General features: G+C 69.2%; 17 protein-coding genes. 9 read left to right on the forward strand and 8 right to left on the reverse strand.

The window, feature by feature from the left end:
* Positions 1-8: 8 nt before the first annotated feature.
* Together HWX36_RS20790 and HWX36_RS20795 are read right to left on the reverse strand one after the other, a co-directional pair.
* Positions 9-1,820 (reverse strand): ABC transporter permease, encoded by a 1,812-nt coding sequence (locus HWX36_RS20790; RefSeq protein ID WP_175954251.1) that lies wholly within the window; start codon positions 1,818-1,820, stop codon positions 9-11.
* Positions 1,821-1,842: 22 nt separating this feature from the next.
* A complete protein-coding gene (locus HWX36_RS20795) occupies positions 1,843-3,036 on the reverse strand; it encodes an ABC transporter substrate-binding protein (RefSeq protein ID WP_175954253.1) in 1,194 nt (397 codons plus the stop codon).
* Between the two features lie 355 nt (positions 3,037-3,391).
* Between HWX36_RS20795 and HWX36_RS20800 the strand changes: the two genes are divergently transcribed.
* From HWX36_RS20800 to HWX36_RS20815, 4 genes are read left to right on the forward strand one after another with little or no spacing between them, the layout of a single operon-like run.
* Positions 3,392-4,408 carry a LysR family transcriptional regulator gene (locus tag HWX36_RS20800; RefSeq protein WP_175954255.1) on the forward strand — a complete coding sequence of 339 codons (1,017 nt, stop codon included), beginning with the start codon at positions 3,392-3,394 and terminating at the stop codon, positions 4,406-4,408.
* The gene (locus HWX36_RS20805; protein ID WP_175954257.1) at positions 4,405-5,844 is read left to right on the forward strand and encodes an NAD(P)/FAD-dependent oxidoreductase; all 1,440 of its coding nucleotides are present in this window, start codon (positions 4,405-4,407) and stop codon (positions 5,842-5,844) included. Before HWX36_RS20800 ends, HWX36_RS20805 begins: the two co-directional genes overlap by 4 nt.
* A gap of 45 nt (positions 5,845-5,889) precedes the next feature.
* Complete coding sequence (locus HWX36_RS20810; RefSeq protein ID WP_175954259.1) at positions 5,890-6,420, forward strand: hypothetical protein; 531 nt, start codon at positions 5,890-5,892, stop codon at positions 6,418-6,420.
* The gene (locus tag HWX36_RS20815; RefSeq protein WP_175954261.1) at positions 6,417-7,010 is read left to right on the forward strand and encodes a peroxidase-related enzyme; all 594 of its coding nucleotides are present in this window, start codon (positions 6,417-6,419) and stop codon (positions 7,008-7,010) included. Before HWX36_RS20810 ends, HWX36_RS20815 begins: the two co-directional genes overlap by 4 nt.
* 108 nt (positions 7,011-7,118) lie before the next feature.
* Here HWX36_RS20815 and HWX36_RS20820 read toward each other — a convergent pair whose 3' ends face one another.
* Together HWX36_RS20820 and HWX36_RS20825 are read right to left on the reverse strand one after the other, a co-directional pair.
* Complete coding sequence (locus HWX36_RS20820) at positions 7,119-7,763, reverse strand: methyltransferase (RefSeq protein WP_244136486.1); 645 nt, start codon at positions 7,761-7,763, stop codon at positions 7,119-7,121.
* Between the two features lie 420 nt (positions 7,764-8,183).
* Positions 8,184-8,615 (reverse strand): Lrp/AsnC family transcriptional regulator, encoded by a 432-nt coding sequence (locus tag HWX36_RS20825; RefSeq protein ID WP_175954265.1) that lies wholly within the window; start codon positions 8,613-8,615, stop codon positions 8,184-8,186.
* 502 nt (positions 8,616-9,117) lie between these two features.
* On the opposite strand from HWX36_RS20825, the gene HWX36_RS20830 reads away from it, so the two are divergent.
* Together HWX36_RS20830 and HWX36_RS20835 are read left to right on the forward strand one after the other, a co-directional pair.
* Entirely contained in the window at positions 9,118-10,197 is a 1,080-nt protein-coding gene (locus HWX36_RS20830; protein WP_175954267.1) for an ornithine cyclodeaminase, read from the forward strand.
* Between the two features lie 62 nt (positions 10,198-10,259).
* Positions 10,260-11,261, forward strand: coding sequence for an arginine deiminase-related protein (locus HWX36_RS20835; protein ID WP_175954269.1), 1,002 nt, complete (start codon positions 10,260-10,262; stop codon positions 11,259-11,261).
* A gap of 152 nt (positions 11,262-11,413) precedes the next feature.
* Here the strand turns inward: HWX36_RS20835 and HWX36_RS20840 are convergent, their stop codons facing one another.
* The 4 genes from HWX36_RS20840 to HWX36_RS20855 all read right to left on the reverse strand — a co-directional run bounded on the left by HWX36_RS20840 (position 11,414) and on the right by HWX36_RS20855 (position 17,347).
* Positions 11,414-14,215: an Hsp70 family protein gene (locus HWX36_RS20840; protein ID WP_175954271.1), complete on the reverse strand. Its 2,802-nt coding sequence runs from the start codon at positions 14,213-14,215 to the stop codon at positions 11,414-11,416.
* 5 nt (positions 14,216-14,220) lie between these two features.
* The gene (locus HWX36_RS20845; RefSeq protein WP_175954273.1) at positions 14,221-16,062 is read right to left on the reverse strand and encodes an Hsp70 family protein; all 1,842 of its coding nucleotides are present in this window, start codon (positions 16,060-16,062) and stop codon (positions 14,221-14,223) included.
* A complete protein-coding gene (locus HWX36_RS20850) occupies positions 16,059-16,646 on the reverse strand; it encodes a DUF2760 domain-containing protein (RefSeq protein WP_175954276.1) in 588 nt (195 codons plus the stop codon). The genes HWX36_RS20845 and HWX36_RS20850 overlap by 4 nt, the downstream gene beginning before the upstream one ends.
* Before the next feature lie 260 nt (positions 16,647-16,906).
* Positions 16,907-17,347 (reverse strand): Rrf2 family transcriptional regulator, encoded by a 441-nt coding sequence (locus HWX36_RS20855; protein WP_175954278.1) that lies wholly within the window; start codon positions 17,345-17,347, stop codon positions 16,907-16,909.
* Positions 17,348-17,487: 140 nt separating this feature from the next.
* Here HWX36_RS20855 and HWX36_RS20860 point away from each other — a divergent pair, with 140 nt between their 5' ends.
* The 3 genes from HWX36_RS20860 (at position 17,488) to HWX36_RS20870 (ending at position 20,785) form a co-directional block, all read left to right on the forward strand.
* Complete coding sequence (locus HWX36_RS20860) at positions 17,488-18,402, forward strand: NAD(P)/FAD-dependent oxidoreductase (RefSeq protein WP_175954280.1); 915 nt, start codon at positions 17,488-17,490, stop codon at positions 18,400-18,402.
* A 197-nt stretch (positions 18,403-18,599) separates the two neighbouring features.
* Positions 18,600-19,526 carry a LysR family transcriptional regulator gene (locus HWX36_RS20865; RefSeq protein WP_175954282.1) on the forward strand — a complete coding sequence of 309 codons (927 nt, stop codon included), beginning with the start codon at positions 18,600-18,602 and terminating at the stop codon, positions 19,524-19,526.
* Positions 19,527-19,654: 128 nt separating this feature from the next.
* Positions 19,655-20,785, forward strand: a complete 1,131-nt coding sequence (locus HWX36_RS20870) for a DSD1 family PLP-dependent enzyme (protein WP_175954283.1) — start codon at positions 19,655-19,657, stop codon at positions 20,783-20,785.
* Positions 20,786-20,793: the final 8 nt, after the last annotated feature.

The following is a 20,793-nucleotide window of genomic DNA, read 5'->3' on the forward strand; positions in this document are numbered from 1 at the left end:
GTTCCTCCTTACACCGTGCCGAGCAGGCCCTGTGGCCGGAACCGGACGAGCAGCAGCAGCACGAGGCCGTAGATCAGCATCCGGTAGTCGGCCGCCCAGCGGAACAGCTCGGGCAGCCCGATCAGCGCGATCGCGCCGGCGATGCCGCCGAGCACGTTGCCGAGCCCGCCGAGGATCACCATCGTCAGCGCGAGGATCGACACCTGCGAATCGAAGGTCTGGTGATTGATGTAGCTGTACAGATGCGCGGCGATCCCGCCGCTCACACCGGCCGCGACGCCGCCGACCGCGAACGCGATCGCCTTGTAGCGGTTCGGCGCGATACCGTGCGCACGCGCGGCGACGTCGTCCTCGCGCACCGCGCGCAGCGTGCGGCCGAGATGCGAGCGCAGCAGCCGCACCTGCACGAGCGCGAACCCGACGAGCACCGCGAACGTGAACCAGTACGCGGCACGGGCGGTCGTCGCCCATGGCAGCGGTGCGATGCCGGTGATGCCGAGCGGGCCGCGCGTGAGGCCGTCCCAGTTCAGGATCACGAGGCTCACCACTTCGCCGATGCCGAGCGTCGCGATCGACATGTAGTGCCCGCGCAGCCGGAATGCCGGATAGACGAGCAGCGTGCCGAGCACGGCCGTGATGACGCCCGCGCACGGGATCGTCACGGCCGGCGACCAGCCGAGATCCGACGACAGCAGCGCCGACGCATACGCGCCGATCACGAGCAGCGCCGCGTGACCGAGCGAGATCTGCCCAACCGTGCCCGCGACGAGCGTGAGGCTCAGCGCGAGCAGCCCGTAGAGCCACGCGTTGGTCAGCGTCTGCAGCACGTACGGCGACGCGCCGAGCCACGGCAGCACGGCCGCCAGTGCGGCCAGCACGACGAGTACCGGGCGCGGCACGCGCACGGCCTTCGCGGCCGCGAGGAAGGTGCCGGTCATCGGCTCGGGCGGCAGCATGCGGTTCGCACTGAACAGGCCGTTCGGCCGCCATACGAGGAACACGATCAGCAGCCCGAACGCGAACAGGTCGCGATAGCTGGTGCCGAACAGCGCGACGCCGTAGCTTTCGACGAGGCCAAGCAGCAGGCTGCCCGCGATCGCGCCCGGCACGTTGCCGAGCCCGCCGATCAGCAGTGCGACCACGCCCTTCAGCGTCGCCTGGAAGCCCATCGCCGGATCGATGCTGTTGTAGTACATGCCGACCAGCAGCCCGCTCACGCCGCCGAGCGCGCACGCAATCGCGAACACGGCCTGGTTCACGCGGTCGACGTCGACCCCCATCTGCAGCGCCGCGTCGCGATCCTGCGCGGTCGCACGCACGGCCCAGCCGAGCCGCGTGAAGCGCAGGAAGCCGTACAGCAGCGCGGCCGCCGCGATGCCGATGCCCGCGATCAGCAAGTCGAGCGAGCCGAGCGTCGCGCCGGCGATCCGCAGATGCCAGTCGGGCAGCGGCGTCGGCACCGCGCGCGGGTCCGCGCCGAACGCGAGCTGCGCGAGCTGGTCGAGGATGAAACTGATGCCGATCGTCGCGAGCAGCGGTGCGATGCGCGCCGCGTGGCGCAGCGGCCGCAACCCGATGCGCTCGATTGCGACGCCGAGCGCGCCGCAGCCGATGACGACCGCGGCGAGCGCGACCGGCAGCGGCAGCCCGAAGCGCGTCAGGCACAGCCAGCCGATGAACGCGCCGGCCATGTAGACCGAGCCGTGCGCGAAGTTGATCAGGTGCGACACGCCGAAGATCAGGGCAAGCCCGACCGCGAGCAGCGCGTAGATGTTGCCGACGATGAGGCCGTTGAGCGTGTAGTCGAGCCAGGAAGCCATCACGATGCGTCCGGGTTCCGAATCAGCGCGCCGCGAGCTGCGGTTTCGCGCCGTCCCACAGCGCCCACTGCCCCTGCTTCACGACGAGATAGACGGTGCGTGCGCCCGCGACGCGGCGCTTCTGCGGATCGAAGCGCACCTTGCCGAAGATCACGCTCGGCACGTCGCTGATTTTCGCGAAGCCGTCGTGCGCGGCCTGGCGCGTCGTGCCGTAGCGACGCAGCACCTCGGCCGACAGGATCAGCGCGTCGTATGCGCGCGCCACGAACGAATCGGGATCGGCATGGAATTTCGCGCGATAGCGCTGCACGAACGCCTGCACCTCGGGGCGCGGCTCGGCCGGGAAGAAGTTCGATTCCGTATAGACGCCGTCGACGGCCGCGCCGCCCAGCTCGAGGAATTTCGGCGAATACACGGAGCCGACCGCCGCGATCGGCAGCGTGACGCCGGACGTGCGCGCCTGCCGCACGATCTGCGCGCCGTCCGCGTAGTACGAGATCAGCACGATCGAATCGGGTTTCGATGCGCCGATCCGCACGAGCGTCGAGCGGAAATCCTTCTCCGTCGGCTGATAGCCTTCGGCCGCGACGACCTGCGCGCCGAGCCCGGCCACAGCCTTCGCGAAGATGTCCTTGCTGGTGCGGCCCCAGTCGGTGTTCAGGTACAGCACCGCGATCCGCTTGAAGCCGAGTTCCTTCACCGCGTAGCGCGCGAGCAGCGGCTGCTCCTCGGCCTGGCTCAGCGCGGTGCTCCACAGATAGTCGCCGCCCTTCGTGAAATCCGGATGCGAGTTCGTGAAGCCGAACTGGATCAGCTGCCCGCGCTGGTAGATCGGCGACGCGGCCATCGAAGTCGCGCTGGAAAAGTCGCCCAGCTCGATCGCGATGCGCGGATCGGCGACGAACTTCTGCGCGATCGCCACGGCCTGGCGCGGGTCGCTGCGGCTGTCCTGGAAGTCGACTGCGAGCGGCCGGCCGTGAATGCCGCCGCTGCCGTTGATCTCGTCGAGCGCGAGATCGAAGCCGCGCTTCCATTGTTCGCCGTACTGCGCGTCCTGGCCCGTGAGCGGCCCGCTCACGCCGATCACCACCGGCTCGCCCGACACGCCCGCCGCGAGCGCGCCGCCCGTCGACAAGCCCCATGCGGCAGCGAGCGCCGCCACCGTGCCCAGCACGCGCCGCCATGCACCGCGCGCGTCGTTCTCCGAAACGTTCATGCGTCCCCCAGCTTCAGTCAGTCAAAAAGAGTGAGGGCATGTAACCATCCGGTTCAGGACGATCCAACGAAGTTTTGCGCATATCGATATCGTGCGCGGCGCGAACGGGTGGCGGCTCGCGAACGCCCGCCTGCATGCCCCGCATCGCCCGACGCATCGGCATGCATCGCATCACGTTGATTCGATTGGCGTTTCGTTCTCGTCACCCGTCGCAGCCGACGCACGCACACGCACCACCGGCGATCGCAACGATCGGGCCTTTCGCAGTTTTCGCGCTGTCGATAGCAAGAATCATTATATGAATCACGCATGCTCGCACTCCTACAATGCGCAGATCGCATCATCGGAAGGTGTCATGGAGCTGCATCAACTCGAAGCCTTTTCCGCGGTCATGTCGGCCGGCAGCGTGACCGGCGCGGGCGAACTGCTCGGCCGCTCGCAGCCGGCCGTCACGCGGCAGATCCAGGAGCTCGAAGCCGATCTCGGCTACGCGCTGTTCGACCGGCACGGCCCGCGCGTCACGCCGACGCGGCGCGCGTTCCTGCTCTACGAGGAAGTCGAACGCTCGCTGGTCGGCCTGCGTGCGATCGAGGCGCGCGCACGGGCGCTCGGCGATGAAACCGCCGAACCCGTACGCATCGCGGCAACGCCTTCGCTCGCGGCCACGCTCGTGCCGGCCGCGCTCGCCGCGCTGCCCGACGGCGCGCAGGCGCCCCACTACCAGTTGCGCAGCGAATCGGCCGAGCATGTCGTGCACGAGGTGCTGGCCGGCACGGCCGATGTCGGCGTCGTCACGCTGCCGATGGCGCACGCGGGGCTCGACGTGCACTGGATCGCGCAGACGCCGTGCGTTGCCGTGCTGCCTGCCGGCGACCCGCTCGCGGCGCAGCCACGCATCGCGCTGCGCGATCTCGCACGCCGCCGCATCGTGACGGTCGCGAACCGGCACCGGTTGCGCCAGCGGATCGATGCGGCATTCGCGGCCGCGCGGGTCGACGCACGCGTATTCCTCGAAACCAACGCGTCGCTGAATGCGGTGATGGCCGCGCGTGCGGGCATCGGGATCGGCATCGTCGATCCGGCGACGGGCATGGCACTGCCGGTGGACGGCGTCGTCGCACGCCCGCTCGACGTCGACATCCCGTTCGCGTTCGGTGTCGCGACGCCGGCCGGCAAGGCGCGCACGTCCGCCGTCGATGCGCTGCTCGACGCACTACACCGTACGACGCGCGCGCTGCTCGACGACGTGATCTTTCACGACGCCGCCGCGCACGACGCGCTGCTGCGCGGTGACCGGCTGCGTGCCGAGCGCGCGCCGCGTGGCGCAACCCGCACGACGCGTGCACGCCGTACCCGCCCGGAGGCAGCATGACGACACGGCTCGATGCACTCCACGCGCTCGAAGCCCGGCTCGCGCAGGACCTGCGCTGGCTCGACCTGCCCGCGCCGTCGTGGGTGCCGCCGCGCGAGGCCGACGGCACACGCGTGCTCGACGTCGCGATCGTCGGCGGCGGCATGGCCGGGCTCGCGGCCTCCGCCGAACTGCGCCTGCTCGGCATCGACAACCAGTGCGTGATCGACCGCGCGCCGGCCGGCTACGAAGGCCCGTGGGTCACGTTCGCGCGGATGGACACGCTGCGCTCGCCGAAGCAGCTCGCGGGCCCCGCGCTCGGGCTGCCCGCGCTGACGTTCCGTGCCTGGTTCGAAGCGCAATACGGCCGCGACGCGTGGGACGCGCTCCACAAGATTCCCCGCACGCAATGGATGGACTACCTGCGCTGGTACCGGCGCGTGCTCGGCCTGCAGGTGCGCAACGACACCACGCTCGTCGCGCTGCGCCCGCGCGACGACGGCCTGCTTGCGCTCGACGTGCGCGGCAACGGCGAAGCCCGAACGCTGCTGGCGCGGCACGTGGTACTCGCCACCGGCCGCGACGGGCTCGGCGGACCGTACGTCCCGCCCGTCGCACAACGCGCGCCGCGCACACGCTGGGCCCATTCGTCCGAGCCGATCGATTTCGCGGCGCTCGCGGGCAAGCGCATCGGCGTGGTCGGTGCGGGCGCATCCGCGTTCGACAATGCGGGCACCGCGCTCGAGGCTGGCGCCGCGCGCGTCGACCTGTTCTTTCGCCGCACGGACATTCCGCGCATCAACAAGCTGACGGGCATCGGCAGCCCGGGCCTCGTGCACGGTTACGCCAATCTCGACGATGCGACGAAGTGGCGCTTCATGCATTACGCGCTGACGTCGCAGACGCCGCCGCCGCGCGACAGCGTGCTGCGCGTGTCGCGTCACGCGCATGCGCATGCGCATTTTCATGCGGGCAGCCCGATCGAGACGCTCGCGGAACACGCGGACGGGCTCGACGTGACGACGCCGCGCGGCCACTACACGGTCGACTTCCTGATCTTCGCGACCGGCTTTCATTCGGACTGGACGACGCGCGCGGAATTCGCGTCGTTCGGCGCGCAGGTCCGGCGCTGGAAGGATCGCTATCGACCGGAGCCGGGCATGTGGATCGACGAGCTCGCCGAGTCGCCCGATCTCGGCCCCGCGTTCGCGTTCCAGGAGCGCGAGCCCGGCGCATGTGCGGCCATCACGCGAATCCACTGCTTCAACCATGCGGCGAGCCTGAGCCACGGCAAGCTGTCCGGCGATATCCCGGCCATCAGCGCGGGCGCCAGGCGGCTCGCGCGCGGGATTGCGAGCCGGCTGTTCGACGCGGACCGCGACCGTCACTACGACGCGCTCGTCGCGTACGCGAACGCAGAACTGCAAGGCGACGAATGGCGCGACACCGACGCGTGAGCGCGCGTCCATCGATCACATTGACGACGAAGGGAACCCGAAACGATGACTGAATCCATCTCGCCGGCCGCCGCGCCGGACACGATCGACGCGATCGCCGGCCTGCGCGCCGGCGACGCCGTCGCCGCGCTGCGCCACGCGCGCGACAAGGTGCTGCTTCATACGCGGCTGAGCGAAGCTGCGCTGTTCGATCCCGCGTTGCCCGATCTTGCATTGATCGAAAGACTGCACGCGGCACGGTATGTCGCACACACATCGAACGCGCGGGCATTGGCCGACACTTATCGCGCACGACTGATCGACGCAGGCGGCACGCCCGACGATATCGCACGTGCGGACGCCGATGCATTCGACGCATTGCCCCGCCGCCTCGGCGCGATCCTTGCGCATGCGCGCCTGCTGACGCGCGCCCCCGTCGATGCGCGCCCGTCCGACCTCGACGCGCTGAAATCGGCCGGACTCACGACGCCCGCGATCGTCGCGCTGTCGCAGCTCGTGGCGTTCGTTGCGTATCAGTTGCGGGTTGCCGTTGCCGCGCGAGCGCTTCAGGCACATGTCACCAAGGAGGCCGCATGACGACGGCCACGCACGGCTTCACGTCCGACACGCTCGGCTGGCGTGCCTGGCTCGACACCGTGTCGCTCGACGCCGCGACGCCCGATCAGCTCGCCGTGCTCGAAGCGAGCCACCCGCAAGCGAAGACGTCCGACTATTACCTGCTGCTCGTCCATCTTCCCGAGATCCTGCGGCAGCGTTCCGGCGTATTCAACGCGATCATGTACGGCCCCGGCGGGCTGTCGCGCGCGGAGCGCGAACTGGCGAGCACGGCCGTGTCGCGCGTGAACGGCTGCGTGTACTGCGCGTCCGTGCATGCTCAGCGCTTCACGCAGCTCGCGAAACGCACCGACGCGATCGAGCAGGTGTTCGACGATCCGGCGACGGCCGGCACGACGGCGCGCGAACGCGCGATCGTCCGCTATGCGATCGCGCTGACGGAGCGGCCCGATACGGTCGACGCGAGCGATATTGCGGCGCTGGAAACCGTAGGGTTGACGCATGAGGAGATGCTCGACCTGTCGCACGCGGTCGCGATCTTCGCATGGGCGAACCGGTTGATGCTGACGCTGGGCGAGCCGGTGTTTCCGGAGCCGGCGGCCAGCGCCTGACGATGTGGCGGTACCTGCAGCTTTACACGGGATCGACCCGATCGCGGCGCGATACCCCGCGCCCATGTGTGCATCGGCGACGCGCATGGCGGGCGCCCGGCCTTCGCGTCAAAACACGCCCGGAATCAGCCGGTACCGCACCTTCTCCTTGTACGCGCGATAATCCGCATCTTCCGACAACACGCTTTCCTCCAGACCGATCCGCCCGATCTGCAGCAGCATCCAACTGGTGATCATGAACACGTTTCGTGCGCTGTAGTTGGCGAGCACGAAACCGATTTCGGACAACAAGTAGGCGGCATAGATCGGGTGACGCACGAACCGGTACGCGCCGACCGAAACCACCCCGCGATTGGCGGGCAGCAGACCGAACGAGCGCCCCAGTGACAGTTTCGCGAACAGCTGGCACGCAATCCCGCAAAACTGCACAGCCCCGCCGGCCCATTCAGGAATCAGTTGGGTACTGGCGTCCAGTTGATAGGCGAGGCAGTAGAACGAGCCGCCAAGGGAAAAGCACACCGCGACCGGATGCCAGTCGCGCCGCTTCGGCAATTTCGCGAATGCCGACAAGCCAACGGTCAATGCCGCGGAAACCAGCAGCAGGATCAACGTGATCCGGCCGGGATTCTGGCGCCACGGCAGATATGCCAGATACGCAAATATGCCCAGCGCGGTCACCGAACACACGCGAGCGCCGAGTTCGACCAGATTGATTGGCTCCGACGCCCCTTCCGCATCCGCGGCATGCGGCATCCGGGCACCCTGCGCACATTCTCCCCGCCTCCCGGCATCCTGTGTCATCTTATTGACCCCGTCATTTATCGCGTCTTTTTTTATTGCCGATTCAGATTAGCATGCCGAACCTGTTAAAGCGGACCCAAGTTTTGACTTTGTGACGCGGATTAGTGTAATTCCCGAGAAACCAGCCAAATGGAAAACCGGAAGGGTTGAATACCCCGGTTGCCGAACGGTACGCCGCGCATTCCACGCCACGGGCGGATGAAACGATTCCCGTTCTCCGGAAATTGACCGGCTTGTATTCCGACGGAATGGGGCCCCGGGTCAACGCCGTGTATGCCATGGCTGCGATCGCAACGGAAACGACGCCCGGCCGCGAACTTCGCATCGGCACACCCTTTTGTACGCCGCCGCGGCCTCGCCGGGATACCCGCGTCACGCCTTGTGCGTCGACAGCAAAATACTCGTCTCGGTATTCGCGATCCTGTCGATCAGCCGGATCGCGCCGAGCACCCGATCGAAGTGCTCGAGCGAATCGGCATGCAGTTCGGCGACGAGATCCCAGCGCCCGTTGGTGCTATGGATCGACGCGACGTTCGGATGCCCGCGCAGCACCTTCACCACTTCCGCGCCGCGATTGCCCTGCACGGCGATCGACATCAGCGCGCGGATCCTGTGCCGTTCCGCCGCCGGCTTGAGCCGCACCGTATAGCCGACGATCACGCCGTTCTTCTCCAGCCGCGTCAGCCGGTTCTGCACGGTCGCGCGCGCGACGCGCAATTCCTTCGCCAGCGCGACGACGGGCAGTCGCGCGTTGTCGCGCAGCAGCGCGATGAGCTGCCGGTCGACGTCGTCGAGCGTGATCATGTGTGGCGCTTCCTTGTTGATGAACGCAAACCGGCTGCCAGCGTGCCGGGAGCGGCACGTTCCGACCAGTGGGAATTGATCAAATTGACAAATTCGGCCAGCATTTTGACTAGTCTATCGATAAATCTGCCACTTTTGCCGCCTTTTTGTTGGCTCGACTCGCGGAAATAATGACGCTATCGACCGGCAGGACATGCCGCGCCGCCGCTTTCCAGGAGGCCTGGACACGCACCGATGCACCGCCCGGTCGACCGGAACGCCAGGGGCACCCGGACCGGCACCGAGTATTTAAAGCAGGGGACTCGAGTGGACGCTAAAGCGCCAACTCGAGTCGACCGCAAAAGGCATGCGACTCGAGCAAGCGCTAAAGCGCCAACTCGGATCGACCGCACAAGGCATGGGACCCGAGCAAGCGCTCAAGCGCCAACTCGGGTCGACCGCACAAGGCATGGGACCCGAGTAAGCGCTAAAGCGCCAACTCGGGTCGACAGGAGACAAACATATGACCCGCTTCCTCGACGTTCCCGCCACCGCCCGACTGATCGCCAGGACCGGCGTCACGACGTTCCTCCGCGAGCTCGTCGACACGCTGCGCGCCGACTACCTCCAGTGGGCCGACTTCGACAAGTCACCGCGCGTCGCGTGCCACTCGCGCGACGGCGTGATCGAACTGATGCCCGTCGCGAACGCGTCGCTGTTCGCGTTCAAGTATGTGAACGGCCACCCCGTCAACGCCGCGCGCGGGATGCACACGGTGATGGCGTTCGGCGCGCTCGCCGAAGTCGATACCGGCTACCCACTGCTGCTCGCCGAACTCACGCTGACCACCGCGCTGCGCACGGCCGCCACGTCGGTGCTCGCCGCGCAAGCGCTCGCCCGCCCCGACGCGCGCACGATGGCGCTGATCGGCAACGGCGCGCAGAGCGAATTCCAGGCGATCGCATTCCACACGCTGCTCGGCATCGACGAAATCCGCGTGTTCGACGTCGATCCGCGCGCGACCGACAAGCTCGTGCAGAACCTCGCCGCGTACCCGGCGCTGCGCGTCGTGCGCGCCGCGTCGACCGCCGACGCCGTGCGCGGCGCCGACATCGTGACGACCGTCACCGCCGACAAGGCGTACGCGACGATCGTCACCACCGACATGATCGAGCCCGGCATGCACCTGAACGCCGTGGGCGGCGATTGCCCGGGCAAGACCGAACTCGAAGCGGGCGTGCTGCAGGCGGGCCGCGTGTTCGTCGAATTCGAGCCGCAGTCGCGCATCGAGGGCGAGATCCAGCAGATGCCGGCCGACTTCCCCGTGACCGAGCTGTGGCGTGTGCTGCAACGCGAGACGACCGGCCGCGAACGCGCGGACGAAGTCACGGTGTTCGACTCGGTCGGCTTCGCGCTCGAGGATTACTCGGCGCTGCGCTACCTGTATGCGCTCGCGCAGCGGCACAACGCGGGCGTCGAGATCGCATTGATTCCGCCCGCCGTCGACCCGAAGAACCTGTTCGCGCTGATCGACGACCCGGCCGCGATCGCGCAGGGTCACGCGGCGTACATGACCGAAGCCGTCGCCGCATTCGCGCGCTGACCGTCACACCCGGGCGGCGCGTACCAAGCCGCCCGGCCCGTTGCCTTTCGCTCCCGCCTTCCATGAATCTCGTATCGATCCAGGCGCCGGCCGCCGTCGTGATGATCCGGCCGCACCGTTTCCTGCCGAACCCGCAGACGGCGGCCGACAACGCGTTCCAGCGCACGGCCGAAGGCGGCTCGACCGACACGTCGTCGGTGTCCGCCGCCGCACGCGACGAAGTCACGGCCGCCGCGCAGACGCTCGCCGATGCAGGCGTGCGCGTGCACGTGTTCGACGACCACGGCGAGCGCGACACGCCCGACTCCGTGTTCCCGAACAACTGGTTCTCGACGCATCCGGGCGGCCACGTCGCGCTGTATCCGATGCACAGCCCGAACCGCCGCCGCGAACGGCGTGCGGACATCGTCGAGATGCTGAAGGCCGAGTATCGCGTGCAGGACGTGATCGACTACTCGGGCCTCGAATACGACGACGTGTTCCTCGAAGGCACCGGCGCGATGGTGCTCGACCACGTCGCGCGGATCGCGTACACCGCGCGTTCGCGCCGTGCCGATCCGGTCGCGCTCGAACGCTTCTGCACGCATTTCAATTTCGAACCGGTCTGCTTCGATACGGCCGATGCCGACGGGCGACCGATCTATCACACGAACGTGATGATGAGCGTCGCGACCGAGTTCGCGATGGTCGGCCTCGACCTGATCGCCGACAGCCGGCGTCGCGCCGAGATCGCGCACCGGCTGACCGAAACGGGCCGCACGGTGATCGCGCTCGATGCGTCGCAGATCGCGAACTTCGCGGGCAATACGCTGGAATTGTCGGGAAGCAACGGGCGTGTGCTTGCGCTGTCGCGGCGTGCGTTCGATTGCCTCACACCTGGCCAGCGCGCGACGATCGAGCGCTCCGCACGGCTGCTGCCGCTCGACGTGCCGACGATCGAACTGGCCGGCGGATCGGTGCGCTGCATGCTCGCGGGGATTCATCTCGCGCGGCGGGCAGGCGCGCCGGATACGATCGCCGTCGAATCGGCCGCATTGCCGCGCGAGACGACGCCGCACGCGTGACCAGCAGGCTCGCCAAGCGAAAACGGCTGCCGATGCGATGCAATGGCAGCCGTTTTTCGTTCGAAGGGGATTGAATCGGCGAGCGTCGGCCCGCATCGTCAACGCAGCGGAATGCTCCGGCATCCGAACGATACCGGAGCCCGCCGCGCCGCTCACCCCGCCAACAGCTTCAACCCCGCCGGCAGCGTTTCGCCGAACACGCGCACCGTGTCGGCTTCGTCGAACGCGATCGCCTCGCGCACCATGTCGATCCACGCCGCCGACGCATTCGCGGCCGACAGGCGCTTGATCACCGCGTCGCGCGTATCGTCCGGCAGGTCGCGCGCACGGTCGCCGGTCATCCGTGCGATCTGCGCAGCCGCGAACGCGGCCGGTTCGACCTGTTTCCAGTCGAGCGCGAACAGCGCATCGAGCCAGCCTTTGGCGACTTCCGCCGGCACGACACTGTGCGCGCTGCCATAGAACGGCCGGCGCGCGCCGATGCGCCCGAGCGCCCACGCGCACAGCGCACGATCGGCCGGCTTCTGCAATTGCGCGACCAGCCGCCCGGCCAGCTCGACCTTGCGCGCGACGGGCAGCCGCTCGAGCGACGCGGACAGCCGCGTCATGTCGGCCGGCCCGACCTTGCCCGGATCGAACGGCAGCTTGCGCCGCTTGTCGTCGGTCGGTTCGAGGAACGCGATCGCGTCGCGCACCTGCGCCTGCGCATCGTCGTCGAGACCACCGGCCACGCGCCGCCACAACGTCCACCACTCGGACCACACCTGGGCATCGGTCACATACTGAATCCCGTCGTCGAACAGCGGCCACAGCTGCTCGATGCGCCACGCATCGAGCGGATGCCCGAACCCCGGACGCAGGCAATAGCCGGCGAGGTTCAGCCATGCCCGTTCGTGATCGGCCGAGCGCCGGCGCCGCCGCGCGCGCGCGAGCAGCGCGTCGAACAGTTCGCGCGCGAGCGCAACGTCCCACGCCTCGCGCGCGCCGAGCACCTGTTCGAGCTGCGCGCGCAGCCGGCGCGTGTCTTTCGGCGTGACGCCGGCGGCCTTGCTGCCGAACGAGCGCTCGATCAATTCGATCGCCTGGTCGAGACGCGGATGCCGCGCGAGCGCAGCGTCGTCTCCCTGCGCGGGCGCGTCGCCGCGCAACTGGAATTCGAGCCGCCAGCGGCGCGACGCATCGTCGGTCGCGATGCAATGCATTTCGAGCGTGCCGACCTCGGTCAGCGACGCGGTGAGCTTCACCGGCGTTTCGCGCGCATCGCTGCCCGCCCGCCGCTCGACGACCGTCGCGATCGGCGGCAGCCGCACGAAATCGCCGCCGTCGAGATCGACGAGATCACCGGGCCGGTACGCGGTGTCGGCCACCGTCGACACGAGGTGGAAACGCACCGGCTGCCCGAGTTGCAGCGCGAACGTGCGATCGTCGAGCCGGATCTCGTGCCCCTCCTCCGCGCCGCGCGGCAGCAGGCAAATGCCACGCGCGGCGGCGCCTTCGGCACCGTCGTCGAGCACGAGGAAATAGCTGCGCGCGGAACCGCCGCCGATGCGCGGCGCATGCCCGGCGCGCGCGAGCCCGTAGGCCACCGCGCCGCGCGCGACCGCCACATCCGGATGCGCGTTGTGCAGCACGTCGAGCGGTGCGCCACGCCACGCGCCGAGCGTCTGCGCGAGACGGCCGGCGAGCGCGCCCGCGCGGAACACGCCACCGTTGAGCAGCAGCGTGTCGGGCAGCGGGCCTTCGGCATGACGGTTCAGGAACGCGGCGACGTGCCGCGTGACGGCCGCATCGCTCGCATACGGCAGCCCGAATTCGACGATCGCGGCGCGCGCACGGCGCGGCAACTCGCCGGCCTCGACCTGCGGGAAGAACCCTTCGACGACGATCTGCTCGACTTCCTGCCGCGTCAGCTCGGCCGAACGCGCGCCACCGACGAGCTTGCTGCCCGCGCCGAGCAGCGTGACGTTGACGGATTCGGGTGCGTCGTCGCCGAGCAGCCGCTCCTTCGCGGCGCGGCAACGCTCGACGAGCTGCGACAGGCTCGCGGCGGACAGCCGCGTGCCGGGCTCGGTCAGCCGCGACTCGACCAGGCGCGCGAGCGCGAGATCCATGTTGTCGCCGCCGAGCATCAGGTGGTTGCCGACGCCGACGCGCGTGAACGTCGGCTCGCCGTCGTCGCCCGGCGCGACATCGACGAGCGTGAGGTCGGTCGTGCCGCCGCCGACGTCGCAGATCAGCACGCGCCGCGCGGCCGCGAAAGTGTCGCGCAGCGTGTCGCGCTGGCCGTACAGCCAGTCGTAGAACGCGGCCTGCGGCTCTTCCAGCAGCCGCAGCGCGGGCAGCTTCGCGCGCCGTGCGGCCTCGACCGTCAGTGCGCGCGCGCCGTCGTCGAACGACGCGGGCACCGTCAGGATCACGTCCTGCTTCGCAAGCGGCGCATCGGGGAAACGGGCGTCCCACGCGTCGCGCACGTGCGCGAGATAGCTCGCGCTCGCATCGACCGGCGACACCTTGTCGACGCCGTCGGCCGCGCCCCACGGCAGGATCGCCGCGAGCCGGTCGACCGACGCGTGCGACAGCCAGCTCTTCGCGCTCGTGACGAGCCGGCCCGGCACCTGCGCGCCGAGCGTGCGCGCGTAACGGCCGATCACGGCCGGCAGCGCGTCACCCGCGCCGCTGTCACGACCGGCTGACCCGCCGTCACGGCCGCCGCCCGAACGGGTGGCCGCGTCGCGTGTGCCGGCCGCCTGCCACGGCAACTTCAACGCGTCCGCCGCGAGCTCGCCGGCCGCCGGGTGATAGCGCACCGACGGCAGCAGCGGCTGCGCGGCCACCGCGCCGGGACCGACCAGCTGCTCGACGTCGAACACGCGAATCGCGTCAGAACCGGCCTCGACGTATGCGACGACCGTATTGCTCGTGCCGAGGTCGATCCCGACCGTATAACGCTTCATCGCGCTCAGGCGGCGCCGCGCACGTCGAACTCGACCTTCCAGCGCTCGTTCGTGCCGCTCGGGATCGCCTCGAGCTCGAGCGTGCCGGCTTCGGTCACGCGCGCATGCAGCTTCACCGGCACGACCTCACCGACGGTGCGCCCTTCGGCGGGCAGCGTCGCCTGGATTTCTTCCAGTTCCTGCAGCTCTTCCGGCGACCAGTAGTCGAGCAGCGTGCCGACCTGGTCCTGGCGGCGCACCGACGAACCGAAGAAGCGGAACTGCACCGGTTCGCCGACGACGAGGCCGAACTCCTGCGGCGGCAGCGCCGCGTCCGAGCCTTCCTCCATCCCGAACGGCGCGACGCACAGCGCCTGCACCGGCGGTTCGAGCCCCGGCACCGCGGGCATCGCCGATTCGATCGCGACGTAGTACGCGCGCGCCGTGCCCCCGCGAATGCGCACGCCACGGCCGCGCTTCACGTAGCCGTAGTACGCGGCGCCACGCGCGACCGCGAGATCGAGATCCGCGCCCTCGAGCAGGCGCGCGGGCGGCGCGCCTTCGGCGGCGAGCCAGCCGTTGAGCGTATCGAGCACGCGCTGCGTGAGCAGCGTCGACTTGAACACGCCGCCGTTGAACAGCACGGCCGTCGGATGCAGGAACGTCGCGCCCTGCGGCAGCGTGCGCTGCACGCCTTCGAGCGAGTCGAGTGCTGCAACCTGGCGGCCGAGGAACGCCGCGAGATGGCGCGTGATGCCCGCGTCCTGCGCATACGGCAGGCCGAGCTGCGTCAGGCCGACGCGCGCGCGGCTCACCGGGCGCGCAGCCGCGTCCACCTGCGGGAAGAAGCCTTCGAGGATCGTCTGCGTGAGTTCCGCGCGCGTGAGCTCCGTGCGGATCGACCCGCCGATCAGCTTCGAGCCGCGGCTCGGCACGACGAGCGGCACTGCGTCGGCCGTCGGGTCGGACAGCAGCGTTTCCTTCGCGGAACGGCACGCATACGTGAGCGCGCGCAGTTGCCACGGGTCGGCCTGCGTGCCCTGCTGCGCGAGCTTGCGCGCCACCACGTGCGCAAGCGCGAGGTCCATGTTGTCGCCGCCGAGCAGGATGTGCTCGCCGACCGCCACGCGATGCAGCTCGAGATTGCCTTCGCGCTCGACCACCGCGATCAGCGACAGGTCGGTCGTGCCGCCGCCGACGTCGACGCACAGGATCAGGTCGCCGACCTGCACCTGCTTGCGCCAGCCACCCTGGCTCTTCTGGATCCAGCTGTAGAGCGCGGCCTGCGGCTCCTCGAGCAGCGTCATCCGCGAGTAGCCGGCGGCGCGTGCGGCCTCGGCCGTCAGTTCGCGTGCGGCCGGGTCGAACGATGCGGGGATCGTGACCGTCACGTCCTGGTCGGCGAACGGCGCGTCGGGATGCGCGTGGTCCCACGCTTCGCGCAGGTGTGTCAGGTAGCGGATCGAGCTTTCCAGCGGCGACACGCGCGACACCTCCGGCGGCGCATCGCTCGGCAGGATCGCCGCGCGGCGGTCGACGCCCGGGTGGCACAGCCAGCTCTTCGCGCTCGACACGAGGCGGATCGGCGTGCCGGCGCCGCGCGTGCGCGCCATCTCGCCGACCGCGAAGCCGCGCGAGGCTGTCCACGGCAGCGTCAGGTCGCCCTGCGTGAGTTCGCTTTCATGCGGCAGGTAGAGGAACGACGGCAGCAGGTCGCGCGATTCCAGCGCGCCGGGCGCGGTGAGCTGCGCAATCGGCAGCACCTGCTGCGTGATGGTTTCGCCGTCGCTCGCGGCGCTGTCGACGTACGACAGCGCGCAGTGGGTCGTACCGAGATCGATACCGATCGAATAGCGCGGATCGCTCACAGTTCCACCTCCGCCGGTGCGATCACGGACGCGTCGTGGCTGCCCGTCAGCTTCGGCAGGCGCACGTCGGCCACGCGCCAGCCGCGATGGCTGACCGTGCCCGTGAACGGCGCGGAACCGACCACGTTGCCCGTCACGCGCACGGCCGTTGCGTCAAAGCCGACCGGCAGCGTCACGCGGCTGCCTTCGGCTTCGTCGCGCACCGGCACGATCGTGAAGTGTTCGCGCAGCGCGGCGCGGCAGCCGTCGTGCACGAGGCGCGCGGCCGCGCCGATATCGGCGTCCGCGTAGCCGGCGATGTCTTCCTCGACGAAGTCGATGAAGCGCGCATCGCGCTGCAGCAGGCCGAGCAGTTGCAGCGCGGCCTGCGGGCTCGCTTCGCGCAGCTCGGGCGCCGGCGCCTTCACGGGCGCGGCGGCAGGCGCCGGTGCCGTTGCGGCAGCGGGTGCCGGCGCGACCGGCGCCGGGGCGCCATCGCGCACGCGCAGCACGCCGGCCGCGAACTCGCGGTTGCCGAGCACGGAGAAGAACGTGCCGACGGCAAGCGACAGCCGGCCGAAGAAGGACAGGTTGGATTCGGGCATGGGGTCTGGACTCCTGTGGGCTCGCGACACGGCGAGCAATCTTGCCTGGGCGCCCGGCGGCGGCGTGCGGATTGCGCACTGCCGCCGCCCGGCGCGTGATTCGGTCGCGCCCTCGCGGGTGCGGAAAACCCGTATTTTGCCCTGTGGCGGGCGAACCGGGCAGAAGTTGGGGGACAGAACATTGCGGCACGACGGTTTTGCCCGCGCCGGATCGTGCAGGATTGCTCGTCAGGCGCGATCGATCGGGATGCTGCGGCGCGTCAGCGCGTGTAGCCCCGCAGCGCGGCCTTCGCTTCGAAATCGCGCGACAGCATGCCGAGCGTGACTTCCCCGAAGCGCGCCAGCAGCGACGCTTCGGCATCCTTAAGCGTCGCCGACAGATGCGCGTTGACCGCCTGTTCGACCAGGCATTCGGGCTCGTCCTCGGCTACCAGATCGGAGAACAGCGGCGGCTCGCCCACCGCGCGATAGACGTCGAGCAGCGTGATGTCGTCGAGCGCGACGCTCAGCACCCAGCCGCCGCCGTGCCCTTTCTCCGACTGCACGTAGCCGCAGTCGCGCAAGCCGCCGAGCAGGCGCCGCACGACGACCGGATTCGTGGCCAGCATCGTCGCGATCGCCTCCGACGTCAGCGGACCGTCGGCCTGGTCCATGTGGATCAGCGCATGCAGCATGCGCGACAAGCGGCTGTCGGTTCTCACGGGCGGGGCTCCCCTCTCTCGAAACTTTTGAAGTTGCGTGAATGATACCATCGCCCTATCATGCAACTTCTCGTGTTCCATGAGTTGGGCGCCATCGGGGCATGCCCGTCATTCACGCAGGTTCAGGAAAGGAGCAGGGGATGCATGACCATCATGAAGTGATCGTGATCGGCGGCAGCTTTGCGGGGCTGTCGGCCGCGATGCAGCTTGCGCGGGCGCGCCGCCGCGTGCTCGTGGTCGACGCCGGCCGGCCGCGCAACCGCTTTGCCACGCACGCGCACGGCTTTTTCGGGCAGGACGGCAAGCCGCCCGCGCAGATCGTCGACGAAGCCGCCGCGCAACTCGCCGCGTATCCGACCGTCCAGCGGATCGCAGGCGACGTGCGCACCGCCGAGCGCGATGCGCACGGCCGCTTCCACGTGACGCTGGCCGACGGCCGCCGTGCGAGCGCCGACCGGTTGATCCTCGCGACCGGCATCCGCGACGAACTGCCTGCCCTGCCGGGGCTCGCCGAGCGCTGGGGCGTCAGCGTGCTGCATTGCCCGTATTGCCATGGGTACGAGGTGAGCGGCCAGCGGCTCGGCGTGCTCGCCACGCATCCGCTGTCCGTGCATCAGGCGATCCTGCTTCCGGACTGGGGCCCGACGACGTGGTTCACGCAGGGCCGGGCCGAAGCGAACGACGAAGAGGCCGCGCTGCTCGCCGCGCGCGGCATGCGTATCGAGCGCTCACCGGTCGTGGCAATCGTCGGCGATGCGCCGCGTATCGAAGCATTGCGGCTCGCCGACGGGCAGGTCGTGCCGATCGATGCGCTGTTCGTCGGCGCGCGCACGGTAATGGCAAGCGATCTCGCGCAGCAACTCGGTTGCGCATTCGACGAAGGGCCGCTCGGCATCGCGATTCGCGTCGACGCGTGGAAGCAGACGAGCGTCGCCGGCGTGTTTGCCGCCGGCGACGCATCGAGCCTGATGACCAATGCGACGTTCGCGTCGGCGTCGGGCGTGGCGGCGGGAGTCGGTGCGCACCGGTCGTTGATTTTCGGGCTGAACGCTTGACGGGAATGCGTGCAGCCGGGAGTGACGCGATGCGCGGCGCTGTCGTCGCGTGACAAAGGCCGACCTGTCGGGCCCGACACGGGCCCGCATACGGTCGTGTCATCGCACGCGTTTGCCGCGATCCGCAGCCGCGTCGATGGATTCGCGGCGTGATGTGCTGTTTAATGCTCGGCAACGCCAGCATTAAGAGACATGAAATGCTCGACCTCGACGACCTTCGACTCGTACGCGCGATCGGCACGTCGCGCTCGCTGGCCTCGGCCGCACGGCTGCTCGATCTCACGCCGCCCGCGGTCACGATTCGCCTGCAACGGATGGAAACGCGATTGAACGCACGGCTCGCCGTGCGGCAGCCGAAAGGGATCGCGTTGACCGACGAAGGGCAGCGGCTGTACCAGGAAGCCGTCGACATTCTCGAACGCGTGGAGGCGCTGCCGGTCAGCATTGCGGGCGACCACGGCGACGTCCAGGGCACGCTGCGCGTCGTCGCCCCGCTCGGCTTCGGCAGAAAATACGTCGCGCGGATCGTGCGCGACGTGCAACGCGCGCATCCGAAGCTGGAAATATCGCTCCACCTGTCGGAGAGCCCGTTGACCAGTGCGTCTGGCGCCGACGTGGTCGTCCATGTCGGCAGCCTCAAGTCGTCGTCGTGGATCGGGTATCCGCTCGCGCCCAACGAGCGCTTTCTGTGCGCGAGCCCGGCCTATGCACGTCGCATCAAGCAACTGAACCATCCGTCCGACCTGGCCCGCTACGACTGCCTGTGCCTGCGCGAAAACGACGAGGACATCCCGCGATGGCGCTTCTCGCCAGGCGGCAACGCCAAGGACGAGCCGCGACGGTCTACCGTGATCCGCGTCAGCGGCGCGCTGTCGTCCAACGACGGCACCGTCATCACGGAATGGGCGCTCGCCGGGCTCGGGATCGTCGAGCGCTCCGAGTGGGACGTCGCGCCGCTGCTGGCGAACGGCAAGCTCGTGCGGTTACTGCCCGACTGGCGGCTGCCGCCCGCGCCGGTGACGGCGCTGCTGCCATCGCGCACCGGCCGTTCCGCGCGGCAACGGGTATTTCTCGAAGCCGCGACGCGGTTCCTGAGCCCGCCGCCATGGCGCGGCGACGCATGAGCCGCGCCCCGGCCCGCGCGATCCGGTCGATTAAACCGCATTTAATGCCGGATTAGCCGTGCGTTAAACACGACGCCCGTCGACGCCTCTACAGTGTTCGCATCGGCAACCCTCAGAGGCAACGCATCGTGGACCTTCAAACCCTCAACACCCCGGCCGCCCTGATCGACGTCGGCCGCATGCGTCGCAACATCGGCCGCATGCAGGCGCATCTGGACGCGCTCGGCGTCAGGTTCCGGCCACACGTCAAGACCACCAAATGCGCGCACGTCGTCGATGCCCAGCTCGCGGCCGGCGCGCAGGGCATCACGGTGTCGACGCTCAAGGAAGCCGAACAGTTTTTCGCGCACGGTATCCGCGACATCGTCTACGCAGTCGGCATGGTGCCCGCGAAGCTGGGCCAGGCGCTCGCGCTGCGCCGGCAGGGTTGCGACCTGAAGCTGGTCGCCGACAGCCTGCCGGCCGCGCACGCGATCGCCGAATTCGGGCGCGCGCATGACGAGCGCTTCGACGTATGGATCGAGATCGACGTCGACGGCCACCGCTCGGGGATTGCACCCGACGCCGACCTGCTGATCGACGTGGGCCGCGCGCTGGTCGACGGCGGGATGGTGCTCGGCGGGGTGCTCGCGCACGCGGGCTCCAGCTACGAGTACGACACGCCCGAAGCGCTGGCGGCGATCGCCGAGCAGGAACGCAGCCGCACCGTGCGGGCAGCGGAGCGCCTCCGGGCCGCCGGGCTGCCCTGCCCGGTCGTGAGCATCGGTTCGACACCCACCGCCCTTGCGGCAAAACACCTCGACGGCGTGACCGAGGTGCGCGCCGGCGTGTACGTGATGTTCGATCTCGTGATGCACAACATCGGCGTGTGCGGTCTGTCCGACATCGCGCTGTCGGTGCTGACCACCGTCATCGGGCACCAGGAAGAGAAAGGCTGGGCGATCGTCGACGCGGGCTGGATGGCGATGAGCCGAGACCGCGGCACGCAGCGCCAGGCGCGCGATTTCGGCTACGGGCAGGTCTGCACCGAACACGGCGACGTGCTCGGCGACTACGTGATGAGCGCCGCGAACCAGGAGCACGGGATCGTGTCGTGCGCAGGCTCGCCCGACGCCGGCATCGCGCAACGGTTTCCGATCGGCACCCGCCTGCGCATTCTGCCGAATCACGCGTGCGCCACCGGTGCGCAACATCCCGAGTATCAGGCGATCGGCAACGACGGCGGCGCGTTGACGTGGCCGCGCTTCTATGGGTGGTGAGCCAAACC

Source organism: Burkholderia sp. BCC0405 (assembly GCF_902833075.1).
Lineage (GTDB): Bacteria > Pseudomonadota > Gammaproteobacteria > Burkholderiales > Burkholderiaceae > Burkholderia.

Excerpts from the sequence above, each read along its gene's own strand:
- HWX36_RS20850 (WP_175954276.1), bottom strand. The coding sequence starts at position 16,646 with ATGCCCGAATCCAACCTGTCCTTCTTCGGCCGGCTGTCGCTTGCCGTC.
- HWX36_RS20835 (WP_175954269.1), top strand. The coding sequence starts at position 10,260 with ATGAATCTCGTATCGATCCAGGCGCCGGCCGCCGTCGTGATGATCCGG.
- HWX36_RS20790 (WP_175954251.1), bottom strand. The coding sequence starts at position 1,820 with ATGGCTTCCTGGCTCGACTACACGCTCAACGGCCTCATCGTCGGCAAC.
- HWX36_RS20830 (WP_175954267.1), top strand. The coding sequence starts at position 9,118 with ATGACCCGCTTCCTCGACGTTCCCGCCACCGCCCGACTGATCGCCAGG.
- HWX36_RS20820 (WP_244136486.1), bottom strand. The coding sequence starts at position 7,763 with ATGCCGCATGCCGCGGATGCGGAAGGGGCGTCGGAGCCAATCAATCTG.
- HWX36_RS20865 (WP_175954282.1), top strand. The coding sequence starts at position 18,600 with ATGCTCGACCTCGACGACCTTCGACTCGTACGCGCGATCGGCACGTCG.
- HWX36_RS20810 (WP_175954259.1), top strand. The coding sequence starts at position 5,890 with ATGACTGAATCCATCTCGCCGGCCGCCGCGCCGGACACGATCGACGCG.
- HWX36_RS20815 (WP_175954261.1), top strand. The coding sequence starts at position 6,417 with ATGACGACGGCCACGCACGGCTTCACGTCCGACACGCTCGGCTGGCGT.
- HWX36_RS20825 (WP_175954265.1), bottom strand. The coding sequence starts at position 8,615 with ATGATCACGCTCGACGACGTCGACCGGCAGCTCATCGCGCTGCTGCGC.
- HWX36_RS20840 (WP_175954271.1), bottom strand. The coding sequence starts at position 14,215 with ATGAAGCGTTATACGGTCGGGATCGACCTCGGCACGAGCAATACGGTC.
- HWX36_RS20805 (WP_175954257.1), top strand. The coding sequence starts at position 4,405 with ATGACGACACGGCTCGATGCACTCCACGCGCTCGAAGCCCGGCTCGCG.
- HWX36_RS20795 (WP_175954253.1), bottom strand. The coding sequence starts at position 3,036 with ATGAACGTTTCGGAGAACGACGCGCGCGGTGCATGGCGGCGCGTGCTG.
- HWX36_RS20860 (WP_175954280.1), top strand. The coding sequence starts at position 17,488 with ATGCATGACCATCATGAAGTGATCGTGATCGGCGGCAGCTTTGCGGGG.
- HWX36_RS20800 (WP_175954255.1), top strand. The coding sequence starts at position 3,392 with ATGGAGCTGCATCAACTCGAAGCCTTTTCCGCGGTCATGTCGGCCGGC.